The sequence below is a fragment of the Rahnella perminowiae genome (genome assembly GCF_019049695.1).
GTDB lineage: Bacteria > Pseudomonadota > Gammaproteobacteria > Enterobacterales > Enterobacteriaceae > Rahnella > Rahnella perminowiae.
Genome location: NZ_JAFMOT010000187.1, coordinates 315,260 through 334,412 on the forward strand (window position 1 = coordinate 315,260; position 19,153 = coordinate 334,412).

The following is a 19,153-nucleotide window of genomic DNA, read 5'->3' on the forward strand; positions in this document are numbered from 1 at the left end:
CCTCTTCACAGGCAACAGATGAAAAAAAAGCAACGGCGTAATCCGTTGCTTTTTTTATGTATGCGATCCCTGAGAAGCAAATTACTCTTCGCTGTCGCCCGTTTCTCCCCGACGGCTGCTGAGGCCGTATTCGCGCAGTTTATTGGCAATGGCCGTATGCGACACCCCCAGACGTTTCGCCAGTTTACGCGTACTCGGATAAGTGCGGTAAAGACGGGTCAGCACGGAACGTTCGAAACGTTTACTGATATCGTCGAGCGAACCGTTCAGCGCTTCCTCACCGAGGGTCACTTCCGCATCAAAATCTGGCAGAACGATGTCCTGCGGTCGCAGTTCACCGCCTTCCAGTTGCGTCAGTGCGCGATAAATGGCGTTCTTCAACTGACGGACGTTGCCCGGCCAGCCGTAATGCGTCAGGTAATTCGCCAGCTGTGAGGACAGCCTTGGACGCGGCATGCCCTGTTCATCAGAGAAACGCGCCACGAACAGCTCAGTCAGTGGCATCACATCCGCCGGGCGATCGCGCAGTGGTGGCAGTGTCAGGCTCAGCACGTTAAGACGGTAATACAGATCCTCACGGAATTCGCCGCGCTGCACCAGTTCCACCAGATTTTTTTGGGTGGCGCACATCACACGGACGTCCACCTTCACTTCATGCTCTTCACCCACGCGGCGGAAGGTACCGTCATTGAGAAAACGCAGCAGTTTGATCTGCATCCGGGGTGACATCTCACCAATTTCATCGAGCAGTACGGAACCGCCGTTAGCCTGTTCGAAGAAGCCTTTCTTGCCTTCCAGCGCATTCGGATAGGCACCGGCAGCGTAACCAAACAGCTCGCTTTCTACTACATCATCCGGCAAAGAGGCACAGTTAAGGCCGAGGAACGGTTTCTTACCCCGTGCGCTGCGCAGATGGCAGGCGTGAGCCAGTAAATCTTTGCCGGTGCCGGTGTCACCGACAATCAGCAGCGGCGCATCCAGCATGGCAAGTTTGCGCGCCTGATCTAAAACGTGACGCATTTTGGTACTGACCGCGACGATGTGGTCAAACTCGCTGTCGTCGTTAACGGTCAGATCCTGCAACTGGCGCCCCATGCGGGCGGCCGATTTGAGCATGACAACAGCGCCGGCAATCCCGCCTTTTTTGTCTTCGTCATCCACGTGGATTGGCGTGAGGTCCATCAGAAAATCCTGGCTGCGGATCACAATACGTTCAGTGTGTGGCTGGGCATTGTCGCTTTCCAGCCAGCGCGTGACGTTGTAACCGGTGATCAGGTTTGCTGCCGTCACGGTGCGGATTTTGTCTTCATCGAGTTCAAACAATGCCATCGCGGCCGGGTTAGCCTGTTCGACCTTGCCTTTCATATCAATGGAAAAAACCGGTTCCGGCATGGAAACCAGCAAAGCGCGCAGCGCGCGGTGTTCGCGCTCGGAAGGCATGAACGGCACGGTCCGCACATCCGTTACGCCATCGATGCGGCGGATTTCAGCCATCAGGGCGCGAAAAGTATCAAAATCCAGTTGGGAAAAATTCAGGTAAATGCGGCCAATCGAGGCAATCTCGATACCGCGTAAATCGATACTGCGTAAAACCAGTAAATCGAGGAGTTCACGGGTGAGACCCAGGCGGTCTTCGCAAAAAACTTCCAGACGCATCAGTGTTGACCTTTTTCTGCCGGTGCGGAAATCGCTGCAGGCATAATACTCTTTCATGTACAGCGGAAGAAGAGACTGTCACGAAAAGTTGACAAAATAATTCACTTAATGACCACGGCCCATCCTGATGATCCGGTCTGTATTTTGCTGTGGCAGTGATTTGTGCTGTCCGCACCCGCCATATGCCGGTTTCTCCCTTCGCCCTTTTTCTGCTACTATCGCCCTTCTGATTTCATCGCCCAATGGTTCCCGACTATGAAGTTCGTCTCCTTTAATATCAACGGATTGCGCGCCCGCCCACATCAGCTTGCGGCAATAATCGAACAGCACCAGCCTGACGTTATTGGTTTACAAGAAACCAAGGTGCATGACGATATGTTCCCGCTGGAAGAAGTCAGCCAGCATGGTTACCACGTCTTTTATCATGGACAAAAAGGCCATTACGGCGTCGCCATGCTGACGAAGCAAGAACCCGTCGCTGTACGCCGGGGTTTCCCCGGTGATGATGAAGAATCTCAGCGCCGTATCATCATGACCGATATCGAAACGCCGCAAGGTATTCTGACGGTGATCAACGGTTATTTCCCGCAAGGCGAGAGCCGTGACCATCCGACCAAATTCCCGGCCAAAGAGAAATTTTACCGTGATTTGCAGGATTATCTGACCACCCGCTTGTCGGTGAATAATCCGGTCGTGGTGATGGGCGATGTGAATATCAGCCCGACTGATCTGGACATCGGTATCGGCGAAGATAGCCGTAAACGCTGGCTGCGCACCGGTAAATGTTCCTTCCTGCCGGAAGAGCGTGAGTGGATGGATCGCCTGAAAGGCTGGGGGCTGGTAGACACCTTCCGCGCGGCGAACCCGGACACTGCCGATCAATTTTCGTGGTTTGATTACCGCTCGCGCGGCTTCGATGAAAACCGCGGTCTGCGTATCGATCTGATCATGGCGAGCACGCCGCTGGCCGCGCGTTGCACCGCCACCGGGATTGATTACGCTATCCGCGGGATGGAAAAACCGTCTGACCATGCGCCTATCTGGGCAACGTTCGATCTGAAATAATGCCATGAAGACGATTGAGGTGGTCGCCGCCCTGATTGAGTGCGAAGGCAAATTGCTGATCGCCCGACGGGATGCGTCCGGCGATCAGGCCGGTTTGTGGGAATTCCCCGGTGGAAAAGTGGAAGCCGGGGAAAGTCAGCCCGCCGCATTAGTGCGTGAGTTGTGGGAAGAAATGCGCATTAACGCGACGGTGACCGGTTTTGTCGCCACCAGCGAGGTACAACACGCGGCACGGCTGATCCGTCTGCACGGCTGGCGGGTCAGCGGATTCACCGGGACAATAACGTTACAGTGTCACTCTGAAATCCGCTGGGTAACGCCCGCCGAAGTGTTATCGTTTGAACTGGCACCGGCAGATATTCCGCTGATCGAAGCTTATCTGATGAAACTTGCCACGTAACCGGCTACTGCAAACAAAAAGGCGCGGACTGTTGCCCGTCACGCGCCTTTTCTTTATCTGAAGATTGAGACGGTGTTATTTCTTCAACACTTCCCATTTCAGCTCGTTGGTGCCCACCACGTTCGGGTCACGTGAGCATTGCAACACCACGCTGTCAGCCGTAACCACCGCACCTTCGCTGTAACTCTGGTTATTGTAGATGCAACAATTGTGACAGGTCGGCGCACTGTTATTGTTGTTGCCGCTGTTCTCCCAGATTTGCGGCGGCAAGGGCACCACGACATCCGCGCCGTTGCCAATATTGCTGCGGTTAGCCATTGCGGGTGCAGCCAGCAATGCGGAACTGATCAGCCATGTCATCAGCGCTTTACGGATAAAAATATTATTCATCACTGTTTGCGTCCTTTCCTTTGGTGCTCGCTTTGCGTCGTTTAGGGGCGCTTTTGCCTTTCGCTGCAGCGCCTGCTGGTTTGGAAGGCAGACTGCGGAATGCTGAAGACACCCGGTTCGTTTTGGCCTGCATGATGAGATTCTGCAACGTGGCGACCAGCGGTTGCATGAAATCCTGATAACGGCAGCTTTTTTCACTGATACGCGTCAGCGTGGATTCCCAGTCAGCGGTCATATCCGGGCGGGCTGCGATGTCCGGCAGCGAGTGGATCAAGGCACGCCCCGTATCGCTGGAATGAATATAGCGCCCTTTCTTATACAAAAATTCGCGGCGAAACAGCAGTTCGATAATCCCGGCACGCGTCGCTTCGGTACCCAGTCCGTCAGTCGCACGCAGAATTTTTTTCAGTTCCTTATCCTGCACAAAACGCGCAATCCCGGTCATGGCGGAAAGTAATGTCGCATCGGTAAAAGGCCGCGGCGGCTGGGTCTGACGCTCAACCACTTCTCCGTGCTCGCACAACAGTTCATCACCTTTTGCGACCACCGGCAGCGGAGTACCTTCGTTTTCCTCGTCGCGTTCTTTACTGCCCAGCAATGTGCGCCAGCCTGCCTCAGCCAGGAAACGCGCTTTGGCGATAAATTTACCGCCCGCGATATCCAGGTCGATCACACATTTGCGATACACCGCATCCGGGCAGAATTGCATCAGATACTGACGCGCCACCAGACCGTAAATCTTACGTTCGTCATCGGTCAGGTTGACGTGACTGCTGCGCGCTGTCGGGATGATCGCATGGTGCGCATCGACCTTTTTGTCGTCCCAGCAGCGGTTACGCAAATCAGTATCTATCACCGGTTGTGGCATCAGATCAGGACGGTGAATACCGATAGCGTTCAGCACGGCGTGACGCCCGGCAAAATGCTCTTCTGGCAGATATCGGCAATCCGAACGCGGATACGTAATCAATTTGTGCGTTTCGTACAATTTCTGGCAGATATCGAGGATCTGCTGGGCACTCAGGCCAAAGGCTTTCGAGCCTTCAATCTGCAATGTGGAGAGCGAAAACGGCAACGGCGCAATGTCATTCTCACGCTTGTCATTATAGCCGGTGACCATTGCCGGTTGTCCGGCAATGCGGGCCACAACGTGATCGGCCAGCGGACGGTGCAGCAAACGGCCCTCTTCATCCTGATAGGGTTCGCAGGAATCACTCGGCTGCCACAGCGCCACAAAACGCTCTTCGGCAGGCGTAACAATGTGGGCTTTCACTTCAAAGAAATCTTTCGGCACGAAGTTTTCGATATCTTCGTCGCGGCGTACCACCAGCCCGAGAACCGGCGTCTGCACGCGTCCGACGGAAAGCACACCGTTGTAACCGGCGTTGCGCCCCAGAATGGTATAGGCGCGGGTCATGTTGATGCCGTAAAGCCAGTCGGCACGCGCACGCGCCAGCGCGGAGACACACAGCGGAATAAAATCGCGGTTATCACGCAGACGTTCAATAGCGCGCTCAACGGCCTGCGGGTTGAGATCGTTAATCAGGCAGCGCTGGGTAGCCTGACGTTTTTCCGGCGTCAGTTCGAGATAATCCAGCACTTCATCCACCAGTAATTGCCCTTCGCGATCCGGGTCGCCGGCGTGGACGACCTGCGAGGCTTCGAGCAATAAACGCTTAATCACGTTGAGTTGTTTGGCGACTGAAGCGCGCGGCTGAAGCTGCCATTTTTCAGGAATAATGGGCAGATCCGCCAGTGACCAGCGCGCAAAACGGCTGTCGTAGGCGTCGGGTTGCGCCTGTTCAAGTAAGTGCCCGACGCACCAGGTCACTACCTGATCGTTACCACAGGCAATATAACCATCACCGCGGCGATGAGGTTTCGGCAGGACATCCGCAATCGCGCGGGCAAGGCTGGGCTTTTCGGCAATGAACAGACGCATCAACAGGCACCTGTTTGCGGTGTAATCGCGACAAAAATTTCCATTCCACCCTTCATTTCACTACGTCCTCATCATGCAGAATGGCTATGTTAGCCGCTGGCGGCGTAATTAGTAAGATGGTTAAAAGGATCCGCGAGAGTGGTCGCTCATTTAGGCAGCAAAAAACCGGTTTAATCGGAAAAGGCCGATCAAAACCGGTTAATCAGTGAGCATTCTGGTTTTATAAATGCGTGACGAAGGGTGAGCTGTCGGCCGGGATCACCTGCAGACTGGCTTTCAGCTGCGGCGTGCCGAGATACAGGAAACCGACAATTTTATCGTTTTCACCGCATTTGAATGCCTTGCGCACGTCCGGATGATCGGTCCACGCGCCGGTACGCCAGATGCCATTAAAACCCTGCGCCAGCGCGGCCATCTGCATGGCGTGCACGGCGCATCCGGCGGAAAGCAGCTGTTCCCACTGTGGCACTTTCGGGCTTTCTTTGCAGGCAGCAATCACGGTAATAATTTGTGGTGCACGCAAGGGGGCCTGCGTGGCTTTTTCGATGGCTTTTTCATCGGCGCCGTCTTTGATGGCTGCCGCGCGCAGCACTTCGCTGAAGCGGGTCAGACCGTCGTTTTCAGCAATCACAAACCGCCAGGGCTGGAGCGCACCGTGATCCGGAGCCCGCATACCGGCATGGATGATATTTTGCAGTGCTTCGCCCGCCGGTGCCGGAGCAGCCAGACGGGAAGCAGAACGGCGGTTAAGTAATAAATCCAAAGCGTCCATGGTGTTCTCCTGAGAATAATTGCTATTTGGATTACGTTAACATAAGCGTAACGCCTTTTTCCAACAGTCAGATGGCTTTCAGATAATGCATCACTGCCAAATTCTGACATGATTTAAAGCTGACATTTTTCTGGCGGGTCATTAGGATAGCGGGACTTATCTGTCTTGTTGGAGAGACCATGCGCACATTGTGGCGAATTATCGCCGGTTTTTTTAAGTGGACCTGGCGTCTTCTTAATTTCGTCAGAGAATTTATTCTCAACGTATTTCTGATCCTCATCATTCTGGCCGGTGTTGGCATCTGGTATGCCGTACAGGACAAACCGGTTGAAGCGACTAAAGGCGCGCTGCTGGTTGACCTGAGCGGAACGGTGGTCGATAAACCTTCTGTGAATAATAAAATTCGCCAGTGGGGTCGCGAATTGCTCGGCACCTCGAGCAGCCGTCTGCAGGAAAACTCACTGTTTGATCTCGTCGATACGATTCGCGCGGCAAAAGATGACAAAAACGTTACCGGGATTGTGTTACAGCTGACCGATTTCACCGGTACGGATCAGTCATCGATGCAGTATATCGGTAAAGCACTGCGTGAATTCCGCGATGCAGGCAAACCGGTTTACGCCATCGGCGACAGTTATAACCAGTCGCAATATTATCTGGCCAGCTATGCCAACAAAATTTACCTGTCGCCACAGGGCGCGGTCGATCTTCACGGTTTTGCGACCAATAATCTGTATTACAAATCGCTGCTGGATAAGCTGAAAGTCACCACCCATATCTTCCGCGTCGGAACCTATAAATCTGCCGTTGAGCCATTGATCCGTGATGATATGTCCCCTGCCGCCCGTGAGGCCGATAGCCGCTGGATCGGCGGACTCTGGACCAACTATCTCAATACCGTCTCAGCTAACCGCCAGATAACCCCTGAACAATTGTTCCCGGGGGCAGCGGGCGTGCTGGCGGGGATGCAGGCAACCGGCGGTGACATGGCGCAATATGCGCTGAAAGCCAAACTGGTTGATGCACTGGCGTCACGCACCGAAGCCGACAATGAAATGGTAAAAGCCTTTGGCTGGAATAAAAACACCAAGGATTTTAATTACACCAGCATTTACGATTACTCGCCGAAACCAAAACCGGACAATAACGATCCGCAAATCGCAGTGATCTTTGCGACCGGTGCGATCAACGACGGTGAGGAACAACCGGGTGCAGTCGGTGGTGACACCACAGCACAGCAAATTCGTGATGCCCGTCTGGATCCGAAAGTGAAAGCGATTATCCTGCGCGTTAACAGCCCGGGCGGCAGCGTCAGTGCTTCTGAAGTGATCCGTTCTGAACTGGCTGCCGCAAAAGCCGCAGGCAAGCCGGTTGTGGTATCAATGGGCGGGATGGCGGCATCCGGCGGTTACTGGATTTCAACCCCGGCCAACTATATTATCGCCAGCCCGAGCACCCTCACCGGCTCCATCGGTATCTTTGGCGTGATCAACACCTATCAGAACACGCTCGATTATGCGGGCGTGCATACCGATGGCGTGGCGACGTCGCCGCTGGCGGATATCGCTTCCACCAAAGCGCTGCCACCAGAATTCTCGCAGATGATGCAGCTGAACATTGAGAATGGTTACAAAACCTTCCTGGGTCTGGTGGCCGATTCCCGCCATAAAACACCTGAGCAAATCGATCAGATTGCCCAGGGTCATGTGTGGATCGGTTCTGATGCCAAAGCCAATGGTCTGGTGGATGAGCTGGGTGATTTCGATGATGCCGTGAAGAAAGCCGCTGAACTGGCGAAGCTACCAAACTGGCAACTGAACTGGTATGTCAGTGAACCAAGCCTGAGCGACCTGGTGTTCTCGCAGGTCAGCACATCGGTCCATGCCATGTTACCGGCTGCGATCCAGGCTTATTTGCCTGCGCCTGTCAGCAAAATGGCGACGGAGTTGAAATCGCAGGCTGATCTGTTCAGCAATATGAATGACCCGCAAAACCGTTACGCACTTTGCCTGACCTGTGGGGATGTGAAGTAAGGTTCAGTGTTGGGATAAAGAATCACCCTAATATACAGCCCGGAGCTTCTTGCTGAGAAGTCCGGGCTTTTTTATGGTGGGACGCCAGCCGCGAAGTCTTTATACTTAGGGCAGTTGCTTTCACCTTTCTAAAAAAAGAACCTCTCGATGACTAAAAAATCTATTTACGTTGCCTATACCGGCGGCACAATCGGTATGCAGCGTTCTGAACAGGGTTACATTCCGGTTTCCGGCCATTTACAACGCCAGCTGGCGCTGATGCCGGAGTTCCACCGCCCGGAAATGCCTGAATTCACTATTCAGGAATATGCGCCCCTGATGGATTCCTCCGACATGACGCCGGAAGACTGGCAGCACATTGCCGACGATATCCAGGCGCATTATGACGACTATGACGGTTTCGTTATCCTGCACGGCACCGACACCATGGCGTTTACCGCTTCCGCCCTGTCGTTCATGCTGGAAAACCTGAGCAAGCCGGTTATTGTGACAGGGTCACAAATCCCACTGGAAGCGTTGCGTTCTGACGGACAGATCAACCTGCTGAACTCGCTGTACATCGCGGCGAACCATCCGGTCAACGAAGTCACCCTGTTCTTCAACAATCGTCTGTATCGCGGGAACCGCAGCACCAAAGCACATGCCGATGGTTTCGATGCCTTTGCGTCACCGAACCTTTCGCCACTGCTGGAAGCCGGGATCCACATCCGCCGCCTTTCCACACCCTCACTGCCACAAGTGCCTGCGGCGAAACTGAAAGTTCACCACATTACACCGCAGCCCATTGGCGTGGTGACAATTTATCCGGGCATTTCAGCCGAAGTGGTACAAAATTTCCTGATGCAACCGGTGAAAGCGCTGATCCTGCGTTCTTACGGCGTCGGTAACGCCCCGCAAAAAGGTGATCTGCTGAAAGTGCTGAAAGACGCATCTGAGCGTGGCATCGTGGTAGTCAATCTGACCCAATGCATCTCAGGACGCGTCAACATGGGCGGCTATGCCACCGGCAATGCCCTTGCCCATTCAGGCGTGATCAGCGGCTTTGATATGACCGTAGAAGCGGCGCTGACTAAACTGCATTATCTGCTGAGTCAGTCGCATTCTCCGCAGGTCATCCGCGAACTGATGCAGCAAAATCTGCGCGGTGAACTGACTGAATAAATAAGGGGAGCGAGATGAAATCTGCTTTGTTGCTGGTCGATCTGCAAAACGATTTTTGTCGCGGTGGCGCACTGGCCGTGACTGACGGCGACGCCACGGTTGCGGTCGCCAATAAAATGATGACGTGGTGTAAAGAACAAGATATTGCCGTGGTGGCGTCGCAGGACTGGCATCCTGCCGGTCATCGCAGCTTTGCTACCAATTCCCGCGCGGAGCCCTGGACGCAGGGCGAGCTTAACGGACTGCCGCAGGTCTGGTGGCCGGTTCACTGCGTTCAGCACGAACCGGGCGCAGAATTTCATCCGGCACTGAACCTGCCGTTGGTGGATTTTGTGGTGCAGAAAGGCACCAATCCTGACATCGACAGTTACAGTGCATTCTTCGACAACGGACATCGTGCTGCCACGGTGCTCAATGACTGGCTGAAAGCGGCGCAGATCACGCATTTATATGTGATGGGGCTGGCGACGGACTACTGTGTGAAATTCACCGTGCTGGATGCGCTGGAACTGGGATATCAGGTGACCCTGCTGACCGACGGCTGCCGTGGTGTCAACTTACAGCCAGAAGACAGTACTGAAGCGGTTGTGACCCTGCGTAAGGCGGGTGCGAAAATCAGTACGTCTGCGGATATTACCGGCTGACGCTGTCTTCCGGCTTATGAAAAAAACCGCCCCGAAAAGGAGGGCGGTTTGCCGCAAAGGTTTCCCTGGTGTCGGGGGTCAAGATGATGATACGCGGCCTAACTCTTGATCGAAACGCTGCCAGCTTTCTGTTAAATCGATGACTGAACGTTTTTTTCGCGCTTCGTCGATTTTTATTGCCGTTAACCCGGCCTCAAGTGCATCCACCACAGAGACATTAAGCGGGCTGCCTGTCTTAAGATGTTTCACTACATGTTCGGCCATCAGTGCATCCGCACCGTAATGACCGTCATAGGCATTACCTTCGTATTCGGTAGAAATTACTTTATCCCCCGAACGTGCATCATGAACCCGGAAGAAATTACGTACAAAGTCCCCCTCTGCCATGCCCTGTGAGCCAATCACGCAGAAACGGCGGAATTCATCAGGAACGTTCAGATTGGCGTGAAACGCCAGCGTTGCACCGCCGCTATATTCAATCAACGCAGTCTGGTAATCGATAATGTCGGCATCGCTGGTAAATACCGCATCGGTACCTGACCAGCCGCTGGGTTTACTATGGTAAAGCCCGGCACTGGCGTTAAAATCACCCCGGGGTTCCTGATCTGGTGTGAACGACTTTCGCCCGCCAAAACTCGCCACTCTCACCGGTCTTTCCCCCATCAGGCCCTGATAGAGATCGATATCGTGGCAGCATTTTTCCAGAATGTACGGGCCGGCATATTTCTCATAGCGACGCCAGTCCCGTTGGAAAAAAGCGCCATGGAACGGGCGGATGTGCTCGGTGGCCTCAATCGAAGCAATCTCCCCCAACAACCCTTGCTGCCTGGCGTGCATCAAATCAATAAACAACGGCGAATAGCGCAGCACCAGACCCACAATAATATTGTCTGAGCCGTATTGCCTGATCAGCGCGGCCATCGCCAGGGTTTGCTCTTCGTTAATCACCACCGGCTTTTCAGTAAACACTCGCTTACCCGCCTCAAGGCCAGCCCTGACATGCTCCAGATGCAGATAATTTGGTGAGCCCACCATTAACAGGTCGAAATCGGCATTTTTAAGCAGATCATCGAGCGACGAATACGCATCTCCCGGCTTGATACCAAAGGTATGAAGATTAGGCAGACCGGCAGGCGCGGGGTCAACGTACCCGGCGATACTAAATTCCGGGTCTACCTTATGAAACTCATTAACCACATTGGACATGCGAAAACCGAGACCGACAATGCCTACTTTCATGTTTTATCCCCTGGCTGCCTTAATAAGGTGAGCTCAATGCTAAGGTCTGCGCCGGAGGAAGGTCGCCCGGCATACAATTGTATAATGATTAAACACCAACTTATTACGGTGATAAAAGTAATGTCAACAAACCTGACGGCGCATAAAGAGCATTATTGATTTATATCATTGAATATATTGATATTAATTTTATAATTATTTTCGATGTTTTTTACTGTTGCGATTTATGTTTTTTTACCCTATCTTTTGGCTCATCACAGGTCATCCGTTTCAATAGCTTATAAGGCTTGTGCTGCGGCGTCAGGCAGGAGGGGAATTTTGCAACCAGAATACTTCGTTGGAATTGATGCCGGTGGAACACAATGTCGGGCACGACTTACCGACCATCAGGGCAATGTGTTGGCACATAGCAGCACAGGCTCAGCCAACATATTCAGCGACTTTAAGGGCGCAATCGACGCCGCGCTGTCCGCCGTTGAAAACTGCTTCAGTATTGCTGAACTCCCCGCAGGCTCGTATCAAAAAACCGCTGCCGCCTTTGGTTTTGCCGGTGCAAATGTTACCCGCATTCGTCAGCAGGCGCTGGACTGGCCGATGCCCTTTCTGCAACGGGACATCGCCTCCGATGTGGAGATTGCCTGCCTCGGCGCACACGCGGGCCAGCCAGGCGCGGTGCTGATTGTCGGCACCGGAAGTCAGGGAACAGCCTACGACGGTCAGCATTTTCATTCCGTCGGTGGATGGGGATTTGCCCTTTCCGATGGCGGCTCCGGCGCGCAGCTGGGCCGCAGCGCACTTCGGCTCGCCCTGCGTTGCCACGAGGGTCTTTCCGCGCCCTCGCCGCTCACAGATATCGTCATGGCGTATTTCGACAACAGCCCTGAAAATATGCTCCAGTGGACGCTTACGGCAACGCCCGCGCAATGGGGAACATTTGCACCGTGGGTTTTCGAACATGCCGCGCGTCAGGACAGCAACGCTCTGTCGCTGGTTCATCGCCTTGCCGCAGATATCGGGCAACATCTTTCCTTTCTGGTGAACACCAGTCAGGCTAAAGTTTGCCTGATGGGCGGCATTGCACAACCTGTGACTCCCTATCTTTCACCCAAATTACAGCAACAACTGGTTGCACCGCAGGGTGATGCCCTGCAGGGCGCGTTGTTGTTGGCAGCACATCATCAAACGCTTGTGCTAAATTCAACGCAACGCCCCCCTTACACAAAAGATGACCGCCTAAAATTATGACCGCTGCTAACAAAATTGCTCCTAACGTTTCGGCCCGCCTCCTGCGTCTGATTGTCGAAAACGCCCCCATCAGCCAGTCTGATTTGAAAGTCCGCAGCGGATTAAGTATGTCGACGGTTTCTCAGGCCACTAACCGGCTGCTGGCAAAAGGCATCATCCACGAACTTGGTCTGCGCCGGGAATCGATGGGACGCCCCAAAATTTTACTGGGTCTTGATCCGGATCAGGCAGCCGTAGTGGGTATTCAGCTTAACGCTGAACGCAATCTGATTGTGATGACCGATCTTAACGGCAGACTGATTGGCGAACAGCAAATTCCGAGCGGCGCCATGACGCCTAAACAGCTCAGCGATGCGCTGGCGAAATTCCTTAAAAGTGTAGATGCCAACAAAGTCGGAGCAATCGGGCTGGCGTTATCGGGTATTGTCGACCCTGACAGCGGCTCGTGCGTTCGCTCCAAAGTCCTGGACTGGACAAATGTGCCCATTGCCAACATTCTGGCCGAGCGCTTCAACATACCGGTTTATATCGAAAACGATGCCAACGCCATGGCACTGGCCACACTGGTGTTCGGTCAGTTGGGCAATGCGCAGTCGGCGATTATTGCCACCTACGGCAAGGGGATTGGCGCGGGGATCATTATCGAACGCCAGCTCTATCGCGGCAGGCACGGGACGGCGGGAGAAATTGGAAACGGCCTGATTGGTGACGGGACATCAGCCAATCTGGAGGAAGTCGCATCTTCAGGCGCTATTCTCAAGGCGCTGGCGGCACAAACTAATACCCCTGAAATGACCAATCTGCTTGAAATTGATCAACATCCCTCTCCCGCCGCACTTGAAATTTTGGCCAGTGCCGGGCAGTACATCGGCATCTCACTTGCCAACCTCTCGATAGCACTCGATCCGGATGTTGTTTATCTGGCGATGGAACCTTCTATGGCCTCGCGGATCTTGCTGGAAAACATCACCATGAATTTTCAGGCAAACCGCCTGAAACTCACGCCGCAACTGACGCCGCTGATGTTTCTCACTGATTCAAACAGGATGTGGGCGCTGGGCGCAGCGGGCTTTGCGGTGAATAAACTGATTGATATTTTGGCGGCATCGGCAGACGAAGAGTAACTGAGCGGAGCCTCCTCCCGTCGGGAGGAGGCAACAGACAGGAAAAACTTAGCGAATTCTCTCACCGCTTTGCGCAAACAGCAGGCACTCTTTTGCATTGATGCCAAACCTGACGGTGTCGCCGTTGGCACACAACTCCAGCTGACGTTGTTCAACAACCAACGTTTTCTCGTCCGCATAATCCAGATAAAGGTAGTTAGTGTGGCCCAGCCGTTCAGCAAAGGTTAATGTGGCACTGAACTGGCAATCCGCGCTGTCCGGAGAAACGAAATGTTCAGGACGGACCCCCAGCCAGACCTTTCCGCCCTCACCCGGTGGATGCAGGAGCGGTACAATCAGGCTTTCTACACCCAGCGCCGCAATACGTAGTTGAACGTGCCCCCCGGTGGCCGCCACCACCTCAGCCGACATAAAGTTAATCCGCGGAGAACCGATAAAACCGGCGACAAACATGTTGTCAGGATCATGGTAAAGCCCGAGCGGTGAACCCACCTGTTCAATCACGCCCTGTCGCAGCACAACAATGCGGTCCGCCAGCGTCATCGCTTCAAGCTGATCGTGAGTCACATAAATCATGGTGTTGCCCAGGGATTCATGGAGTTTGGCAATTTCAATGCGCATTTGCAGACGCAATTCGGCGTCCAGGTTCGACAGCGGCTCATCAAAAAGGAAAATTCGTGGCTCGCGGATAATCGCCCGCCCGATGGCGACACGCTGGCGCTGACCACCGGAGAGCGCGCGCGGCATGCGGTCAAGCAGTTCGTTTAAATGCAACTTCTGTGCTGTCAACCCGACCAGCCGTTTGATCTCCGCTTTCGGGCGTTTCGCCACCTCCAGCGGATAGCTTAGATTACCGCGCACGGTCATATTGGGGTACAGAGCGTAAGACTGAAACACCATGGCAATCCCGCGTTCGGTTGCGGGTTGCTGAGTCATATCTGCGCCGTCTACCCAGAGGCTTCCCTGTGTAATCTCTTCCAGTCCGGCAATCATGCGCAGCAGTGTTGACTTGCCGCAGCCCGACGGGCCGACAAACACCACAAATTCACCGTCGTTAATCTCCAGATCGATGCCGTGGATCACATTGACGTTTTCATAGGACTTCTTGATCGCCTTGAGCTGTAGGTTAGCCATAAGTCCTCTTTTATAAGATTAAGCCCATATAAATGGCATTGCTGCGCATCAGAAATTTGAATCCCAGCCTGGAATAGAACCCGCAAACTTGCTCGTTTTGCAGGCTGACACCAAGATGTACGCCGCTGACGCCCGCTGCACGTAATGCATTGAGTTCAGTTTCAATCATCATCCGGCCATGTCCGCCCTTCTGTGCGGCGGGCAAGATATTAATATGCAGATGTGCGGGATAAGTGCCGGTCAGTTCATCGGAAGCAGGAGAAGGTTGGCGAATGGCATCCAGCACTTTGTCATCAAGCGGCGCGACAGGCTGACGACCGGCAAACTTTTCACGCAGGGCTGGCCACCACTGCGTTTCGAGACGCCGGTTAAACGCCACCGTATCCCGGGTGCCGACCACATAGCCAACAACCTGATCGTTCTGACACAGCACAAAGGCTAAATCAGGTTCTAATACGGCATAGGGTACAGAGAAGCGCAGCCCAGGATAGGTGGCATCGCTGTACAGCGCCGTGCCATCCTGGCCAGCGTCGGACGTTTTCAAACAAATTGCGGACAGGGCGTCGAGGTCACCGGTTGTGGCCTGGCGAATAATAACAGACGGCGTTGGCATAAAAAGTCCCCAGGGTTGTATAAAACCTGTCTTTAAACTAAAGAATGCCTACTTAGTTTGCAATATATAATAATTGCCATTCCGGGCAATCAGTCAACCTATGACGACGATCACAGGTTCACCCAAAAGAAAAACTGATTACCGGCTCATTCCCCGTTAACATCCTATCCTTTATTACCCGGCTAACGCGCTGTAAAGATTACGCAACCCCGTGCACATAACCATAAATTTATCCTATGACTGACAATAAGTTAGCTTGAAAACCACTGTTCAGTATATTCATATGAATTTCTCGCTGACATTTAAAATAATTGCGCTGCAGTGAGCATATTGTACAGTGTTTAACCGCATGATTTAGCCCTGCCAGTAGTGATTAATCTGGTTTTAAATCGGTCATAAGTCATACGAAAAGCTGTTTGACTTTATTTTATGATTAAAGTAAGTATTGATAGTCGGGTGAATTTTGAGTCAAAACATCATGCAAAGTGCCGGATGTGCCTTTGCCGCCAAAGAAAGGGATGCCTGTTTGTGTTGGATTGAGAGGAACGCACCACCATGTCTAAAGCCTTGCATGCACCACATCTTCATCACACCGTCGGTAATCGTGCGCCACGCGCCCTGCTTTCACTGCTGGCTCTCTCCCTCGGACTGAGTATCCTGCCGGCACAGGCCGGGACAATCGCTGCCTGGGATATCTATAACTACCCTTCGCAAACTGAGGTCATTGATCAGGCCATCAAAGATTTCGAGGCCCGGAATCCGGGTGAGAAAATCACCCGCAGCGTTCACTCCTTTGACGACACGCGCATTCCGCTGAAGCTGGCGCTTTCCTCCGGCGAAGGCCCGCAGGTGGCACAGGTTAACCAGGGCGGCGGTGACATGGGGGCTCTGGTCAAAGAGAAGTTGCTTTTTCCCATGGACGCCTACGCCAAGCAGTACGGCTGGGAAACGCGTTTTCCGAGTTCGATCCTCAAACGCAACCGTTGGTCTGATACACAAGACTTTGGCAGCGGTCATCTTTATGGCGTAGCCAGCCTCGGCGAAATGGTGGGTTTGTACTACAACAAAGCCGTGCTGGATAAAGCCGGAATACCGGTACCTAAAACTATGCCGGAGTTTGAAGCCGCGCTGGCCAGGTTAAAACAACAAGGCACCGTGCCCATCATGCTCGGTCTGCTCGATGGTTCTGTGGGTGCACAGTTGCTTTCAACCCTCTGGGAAGAGCAAATTGAAAGCAGCGATCGCAAAACGCTGGACGATCTGATTTATGACGTGGGAGGTTCGTTTAAAGACAGCAAGCTGGTAAAAGCCGCTCAAATCATGAAGGACTGGAATGCCCAAGGGTATTTCTTCCCGGGTTATCAGGGGATGGGTCGCGATGATGCCGCTTCACTGTTTCAGAATGGCCAGGCCGCCTTTTTCATCAGTGGCACCTGGTACATGGGGCAGTTTAAACCGAATAAAGACATTCATTTCTCGGCAATGCCTGCCGTGCCAGGCGTAAAAGCACCGCTGATGGTGGGCGGAACTGATTTACCGTTCTCTATTACAGTCACCGCCAAAACCAAAGCGCAGCAGGACACTGCGGCGAAATACATTAATTACATTGTTTCTGACAAGGTTGCCGAAGCCTGGCTTAAAGCCGGTTTCCTGCCCGCCTCGGCAGATAAAAATGCCAAACTTCCCGCTGACAATCCGCTGCTGGCCGACGTGTACCAAGTCTGGACTACCGTCAATGCTAATGACGGACTGGGCCATTATGTCGACTGGGCAACGCCGACCATGGGTGACGTATTGAACGCCAACGTGCAACAACTGCTGGCCGGACGCATAACACCTCAGCAATTGACTGAAAGGCTTGACGAAAATTACCAGCAATACCTTAAAACCCTAAAGCATTAAGGCGAAAAGACAGCCCAAAATGTGACAACAGGCTAACAGGCCTGTTGTCACCTCAGTAAAGCAGAAGGTCATGATGAGGGTAACCATGAGGCATATCCATGCTCAATAAATCAATGCTGCAAAATATGCTTTTTGTTTTGCCGTCGCTGCTGATCTACGGCGTATTTCTGCTGGCACCGCTGCTGTTTTCAATCTGGGCGAGTTTTACTGCCTGGGATGGAACCTCGTGGCCCGTATTCATCGGCATACAGAATTTTGTTCGTATGTTTTCCGATGCAACATTCTGGACTTCCATTGCTAACAACGCCCTGCTGCTGCTGTTTTACACGCTTTGCCCGATAGTCATTGGCCTCGCGCTGTGCAGTTTCCTCAACGATACCCGTCACCACGTTGAGCGCAGCATGCTGCGTATTCTGTTTTTCCTGCCCTATATCATGCCAATGGCGGTGCTGGGTGTGGTGTGGCGCTGGCTGTACAACCCGGCATTTGGCCCGATCGATCAATTGCTGCGCGCCGTCGGACAGCCACAACTCGCCGTAGCCTGGCTGGGCGATTTTAACTGGGCGCTGCCTGCGGTGGGCTTCGTCGCAACCTGGTATTTTTTTGGCTTCTGCCTGGTGCTGTTCATGGCTGGTTTGCAACGCATGGATCCCTCACTGCTTGAGGCGGCGGAACTTGACGGCTCAAGCCGCCGGCAGAAATTCATGCGCATTACGCTGCCGGCCCTAAAACCGGAAATCCGCGTCGCGCTGCTGTTGACAGTGATCGCGGGCATCAAATCCTTCGACCTGGTCTACGTCATGACCCATGGCGGGCCTGGTACTTCGACTCTGGTCACTAATATTTATATGTATCAACAAGGTTTTGACTTACGCCATTTTGGCTATGCCTCCGCTGTGGCGATTATCGGTATGGTGATGGTGTTTATTCTAAATGGATTCATCCATCTGGCACTCAGGGAGCGTCGTTAATGCGTAGCACTTCTCTTTTCTCACGCAGTGTGATTTGGCTGATAGCAATAATGACTATTCTGCCCTTTTTGCTGGCCCTGATGACCTCTTTCAAGACCCAGGCAGAACTGTTTCAGGGAGCCTTCACCCTGCCGGGCAGCCTGCAACTCGGCAACTATCTTTCCGCCTGGCGGGAAGGTCATTTTAATGTTTACTTTCTGAATTCAGTGATTGTGGTCATTCCGGTGATCGTCATCAGCATTTTGGCCGGGATTTTGTCGGGATTTGGTTTTGCTTTTTTGCGCCTGCCGGGGAAAAAATTCCTGGCATTTTTGCTGGGGCTGGGCATGGTCTTACCTTCGGAAGCTTTTATTATTCCGCTTTATCATGAGTTGCACTGGATGGGCATGACAAACACTTATCTGGCGCTGATTATTCCGCAGGTTGCGCTTTCGATCCCCTTCAGCACGCTAATGGTCGCCACTGCGTTCCAGCAGGTGCCGAAAGAGCTGGTCGAAGCGGCTGTGATGGACGGTTCGAGCCGCAGCAAGATTTTGTGGGGGATATTGGTACCGGCTATCTGGCCAACGCTGTCAACGCTGTCGCTGTTACTGTTTATCTGGACCTGGAACGAGTTTCTGATCCCGCTGATCCTGGTCAATAAAGATGAACTGCGCACTTTGCCGATCGGCATGATGTTTTTCCAGAATAAAAACACCTTAAATATTCCGGAACTGATGGCCGGTGCCATGATTGCTATTCTGCCCATCGTGGCGGTATTTCTGGCATTTCAGCGGAAATTTATTAGTGGTGTGACAGAAGGTGCCGTCAAATAGAGCCAATATCTTCCCGCTGCGTTAAAAAATTCATCCTTAAAGGCGCT

Annotated in this window: 17 protein-coding genes; 10 read left to right on the top strand and 7 right to left on the bottom strand. The window is 53.1% G+C overall.

All coding sequences use genetic code 11. The annotated features are described in order from the left end of the window. Positions 1-81: 81 nt before the first annotated feature. On the bottom strand, positions 82-1,656 hold the full coding sequence (gene tyrR / locus J1781_RS23065; protein WP_129951153.1) for a transcriptional regulator TyrR: 1,575 nt from the start codon (positions 1,654-1,656) through the stop codon (positions 82-84). 255 nt (positions 1,657-1,911) lie between these two features. On the opposite strand from tyrR, the gene xthA reads away from it, so the two are divergent. Next, complete coding sequence (gene xthA / locus J1781_RS23070; protein ID WP_129951152.1) at positions 1,912-2,721, top strand: exodeoxyribonuclease III; 810 nt, start codon at positions 1,912-1,914, stop codon at positions 2,719-2,721. Positions 2,722-2,725: 4 nt separating this feature from the next. Further along, on the top strand, positions 2,726-3,121 hold the full coding sequence (locus J1781_RS23075) for a pyrimidine (deoxy)nucleoside triphosphate diphosphatase (RefSeq protein WP_217138579.1): 396 nt from the start codon (positions 2,726-2,728) through the stop codon (positions 3,119-3,121). A 75-nt stretch (positions 3,122-3,196) separates the two neighbouring features. On the opposite strand, the gene J1781_RS23080 is transcribed toward J1781_RS23075, so the two are convergent. The 3 genes from J1781_RS23080 to J1781_RS23090 form a co-directional block, all read right to left on the bottom strand. Beyond that, positions 3,197-3,511, bottom strand: a complete 315-nt coding sequence (locus J1781_RS23080) for a DUF1496 domain-containing protein (RefSeq protein WP_129951150.1) — start codon at positions 3,509-3,511, stop codon at positions 3,197-3,199. Beyond that, positions 3,504-5,453 carry a DNA topoisomerase III gene (locus tag J1781_RS23085; RefSeq protein ID WP_165383681.1) on the bottom strand — a complete coding sequence of 650 codons (1,950 nt, stop codon included), beginning with the start codon at positions 5,451-5,453 and terminating at the stop codon, positions 3,504-3,506. The genes J1781_RS23080 and J1781_RS23085 overlap by 8 nt, the downstream gene beginning before the upstream one ends. A 220-nt stretch (positions 5,454-5,673) precedes the next feature. Then, positions 5,674-6,225: an NAD(P)H nitroreductase gene (locus J1781_RS23090; RefSeq protein ID WP_129951148.1), complete on the bottom strand. Its 552-nt coding sequence runs from the start codon at positions 6,223-6,225 to the stop codon at positions 5,674-5,676. 179 nt (positions 6,226-6,404) lie between these two features. Between J1781_RS23090 and sppA the strand changes: the two genes are divergently transcribed. From sppA to pncA, 3 genes are all read left to right on the top strand, one after another. After that, positions 6,405-8,258: a signal peptide peptidase SppA gene (gene sppA, locus J1781_RS23095; RefSeq protein WP_217138577.1), complete on the top strand. Its 1,854-nt coding sequence runs from the start codon at positions 6,405-6,407 to the stop codon at positions 8,256-8,258. Positions 8,259-8,405: 147 nt separating this feature from the next. Further along, positions 8,406-9,419 (top strand): asparaginase, encoded by a 1,014-nt coding sequence (gene ansA, locus J1781_RS23100; protein ID WP_129951146.1) that lies wholly within the window; start codon positions 8,406-8,408, stop codon positions 9,417-9,419. Positions 9,420-9,433: 14 nt separating this feature from the next. Continuing rightward, entirely contained in the window at positions 9,434-10,063 is a 630-nt protein-coding gene (gene pncA / locus J1781_RS23105) for a bifunctional nicotinamidase/pyrazinamidase (protein WP_129951145.1), read from the top strand. Positions 10,064-10,141: 78 nt separating this feature from the next. On the opposite strand, the gene J1781_RS23110 is transcribed toward pncA, so the two are convergent. After that, entirely contained in the window at positions 10,142-11,302 is a 1,161-nt protein-coding gene (locus J1781_RS23110) for a Gfo/Idh/MocA family protein (protein WP_129951144.1), read from the bottom strand. Positions 11,303-11,620: 318 nt separating this feature from the next. On the opposite strand from J1781_RS23110, the gene J1781_RS23115 reads away from it, so the two are divergent. After that, positions 11,621-12,547, top strand: coding sequence for a glucosamine kinase nucleotide-binding domain-containing protein (locus J1781_RS23115; protein ID WP_217138574.1), 927 nt, complete (start codon positions 11,621-11,623; stop codon positions 12,545-12,547). Next, complete coding sequence (locus tag J1781_RS23120) at positions 12,544-13,671, top strand: ROK family transcriptional regulator (protein ID WP_129951142.1); 1,128 nt, start codon at positions 12,544-12,546, stop codon at positions 13,669-13,671. The genes J1781_RS23115 and J1781_RS23120 overlap by 4 nt, the downstream gene beginning before the upstream one ends. A 48-nt stretch (positions 13,672-13,719) precedes the next feature. Here J1781_RS23120 and J1781_RS23125 read toward each other — a convergent pair whose 3' ends face one another. Both J1781_RS23125 and J1781_RS23130 read right to left on the bottom strand, forming a co-directional pair. Continuing rightward, complete coding sequence (locus J1781_RS23125) at positions 13,720-14,805, bottom strand: ABC transporter ATP-binding protein (protein ID WP_217218765.1); 1,086 nt, start codon at positions 14,803-14,805, stop codon at positions 13,720-13,722. Between the two features lie 10 nt (positions 14,806-14,815). Further along, complete coding sequence (locus J1781_RS23130; RefSeq protein WP_217138572.1) at positions 14,816-15,418, bottom strand: GNAT family N-acetyltransferase; 603 nt, start codon at positions 15,416-15,418, stop codon at positions 14,816-14,818. Between the two features lie 555 nt (positions 15,419-15,973). Between J1781_RS23130 and J1781_RS23135 the strand changes: the two genes are divergently transcribed. The 3 genes from J1781_RS23135 to J1781_RS23145 all read left to right on the top strand — a co-directional run bounded on the left by J1781_RS23135 (position 15,974) and on the right by J1781_RS23145 (position 19,106). Continuing rightward, on the top strand, positions 15,974-17,320 hold the full coding sequence (locus tag J1781_RS23135; RefSeq protein WP_217234259.1) for an extracellular solute-binding protein: 1,347 nt from the start codon (positions 15,974-15,976) through the stop codon (positions 17,318-17,320). Positions 17,321-17,418: 98 nt separating this feature from the next. Then, positions 17,419-18,291, top strand: a complete 873-nt coding sequence (locus J1781_RS23140) for a carbohydrate ABC transporter permease (protein ID WP_129951138.1) — start codon at positions 17,419-17,421, stop codon at positions 18,289-18,291. Then, entirely contained in the window at positions 18,291-19,106 is an 816-nt protein-coding gene (locus tag J1781_RS23145; RefSeq protein ID WP_217219362.1) for a carbohydrate ABC transporter permease, read from the top strand. The genes J1781_RS23140 and J1781_RS23145 overlap by 1 nt, the downstream gene beginning before the upstream one ends. Positions 19,107-19,153: the final 47 nt, after the last annotated feature.

Excerpts from the sequence above, each read along its gene's own strand:
- tyrR (WP_129951153.1), bottom strand. The coding sequence starts at position 1,656 with ATGCGTCTGGAAGTTTTTTGCGAAGACCGCCTGGGTCTCACCCGTGAA.
- xthA (WP_129951152.1), top strand. The coding sequence starts at position 1,912 with ATGAAGTTCGTCTCCTTTAATATCAACGGATTGCGCGCCCGCCCACAT.
- J1781_RS23075 (WP_217138579.1), top strand. The coding sequence starts at position 2,726 with ATGAAGACGATTGAGGTGGTCGCCGCCCTGATTGAGTGCGAAGGCAAA.
- J1781_RS23080 (WP_129951150.1), bottom strand. The coding sequence starts at position 3,511 with ATGAATAATATTTTTATCCGTAAAGCGCTGATGACATGGCTGATCAGT.
- J1781_RS23085 (WP_165383681.1), bottom strand. The coding sequence starts at position 5,453 with ATGCGTCTGTTCATTGCCGAAAAGCCCAGCCTTGCCCGCGCGATTGCG.
- J1781_RS23090 (WP_129951148.1), bottom strand. The coding sequence starts at position 6,225 with ATGGACGCTTTGGATTTATTACTTAACCGCCGTTCTGCTTCCCGTCTG.
- sppA (WP_217138577.1), top strand. The coding sequence starts at position 6,405 with ATGCGCACATTGTGGCGAATTATCGCCGGTTTTTTTAAGTGGACCTGG.
- ansA (WP_129951146.1), top strand. The coding sequence starts at position 8,406 with ATGACTAAAAAATCTATTTACGTTGCCTATACCGGCGGCACAATCGGT.
- pncA (WP_129951145.1), top strand. The coding sequence starts at position 9,434 with ATGAAATCTGCTTTGTTGCTGGTCGATCTGCAAAACGATTTTTGTCGC.
- J1781_RS23110 (WP_129951144.1), bottom strand. The coding sequence starts at position 11,302 with ATGAAAGTAGGCATTGTCGGTCTCGGTTTTCGCATGTCCAATGTGGTT.
- J1781_RS23120 (WP_129951142.1), top strand. The coding sequence starts at position 12,544 with ATGACCGCTGCTAACAAAATTGCTCCTAACGTTTCGGCCCGCCTCCTG.
- J1781_RS23125 (WP_217218765.1), bottom strand. The coding sequence starts at position 14,805 with ATGGCTAACCTACAGCTCAAGGCGATCAAGAAGTCCTATGAAAACGTC.
- J1781_RS23130 (WP_217138572.1), bottom strand. The coding sequence starts at position 15,418 with ATGCCAACGCCGTCTGTTATTATTCGCCAGGCCACAACCGGTGACCTC.
- J1781_RS23135 (WP_217234259.1), top strand. The coding sequence starts at position 15,974 with ATGTCTAAAGCCTTGCATGCACCACATCTTCATCACACCGTCGGTAAT.
- J1781_RS23140 (WP_129951138.1), top strand. The coding sequence starts at position 17,419 with ATGCTCAATAAATCAATGCTGCAAAATATGCTTTTTGTTTTGCCGTCG.
- J1781_RS23145 (WP_217219362.1), top strand. The coding sequence starts at position 18,291 with ATGCGTAGCACTTCTCTTTTCTCACGCAGTGTGATTTGGCTGATAGCA.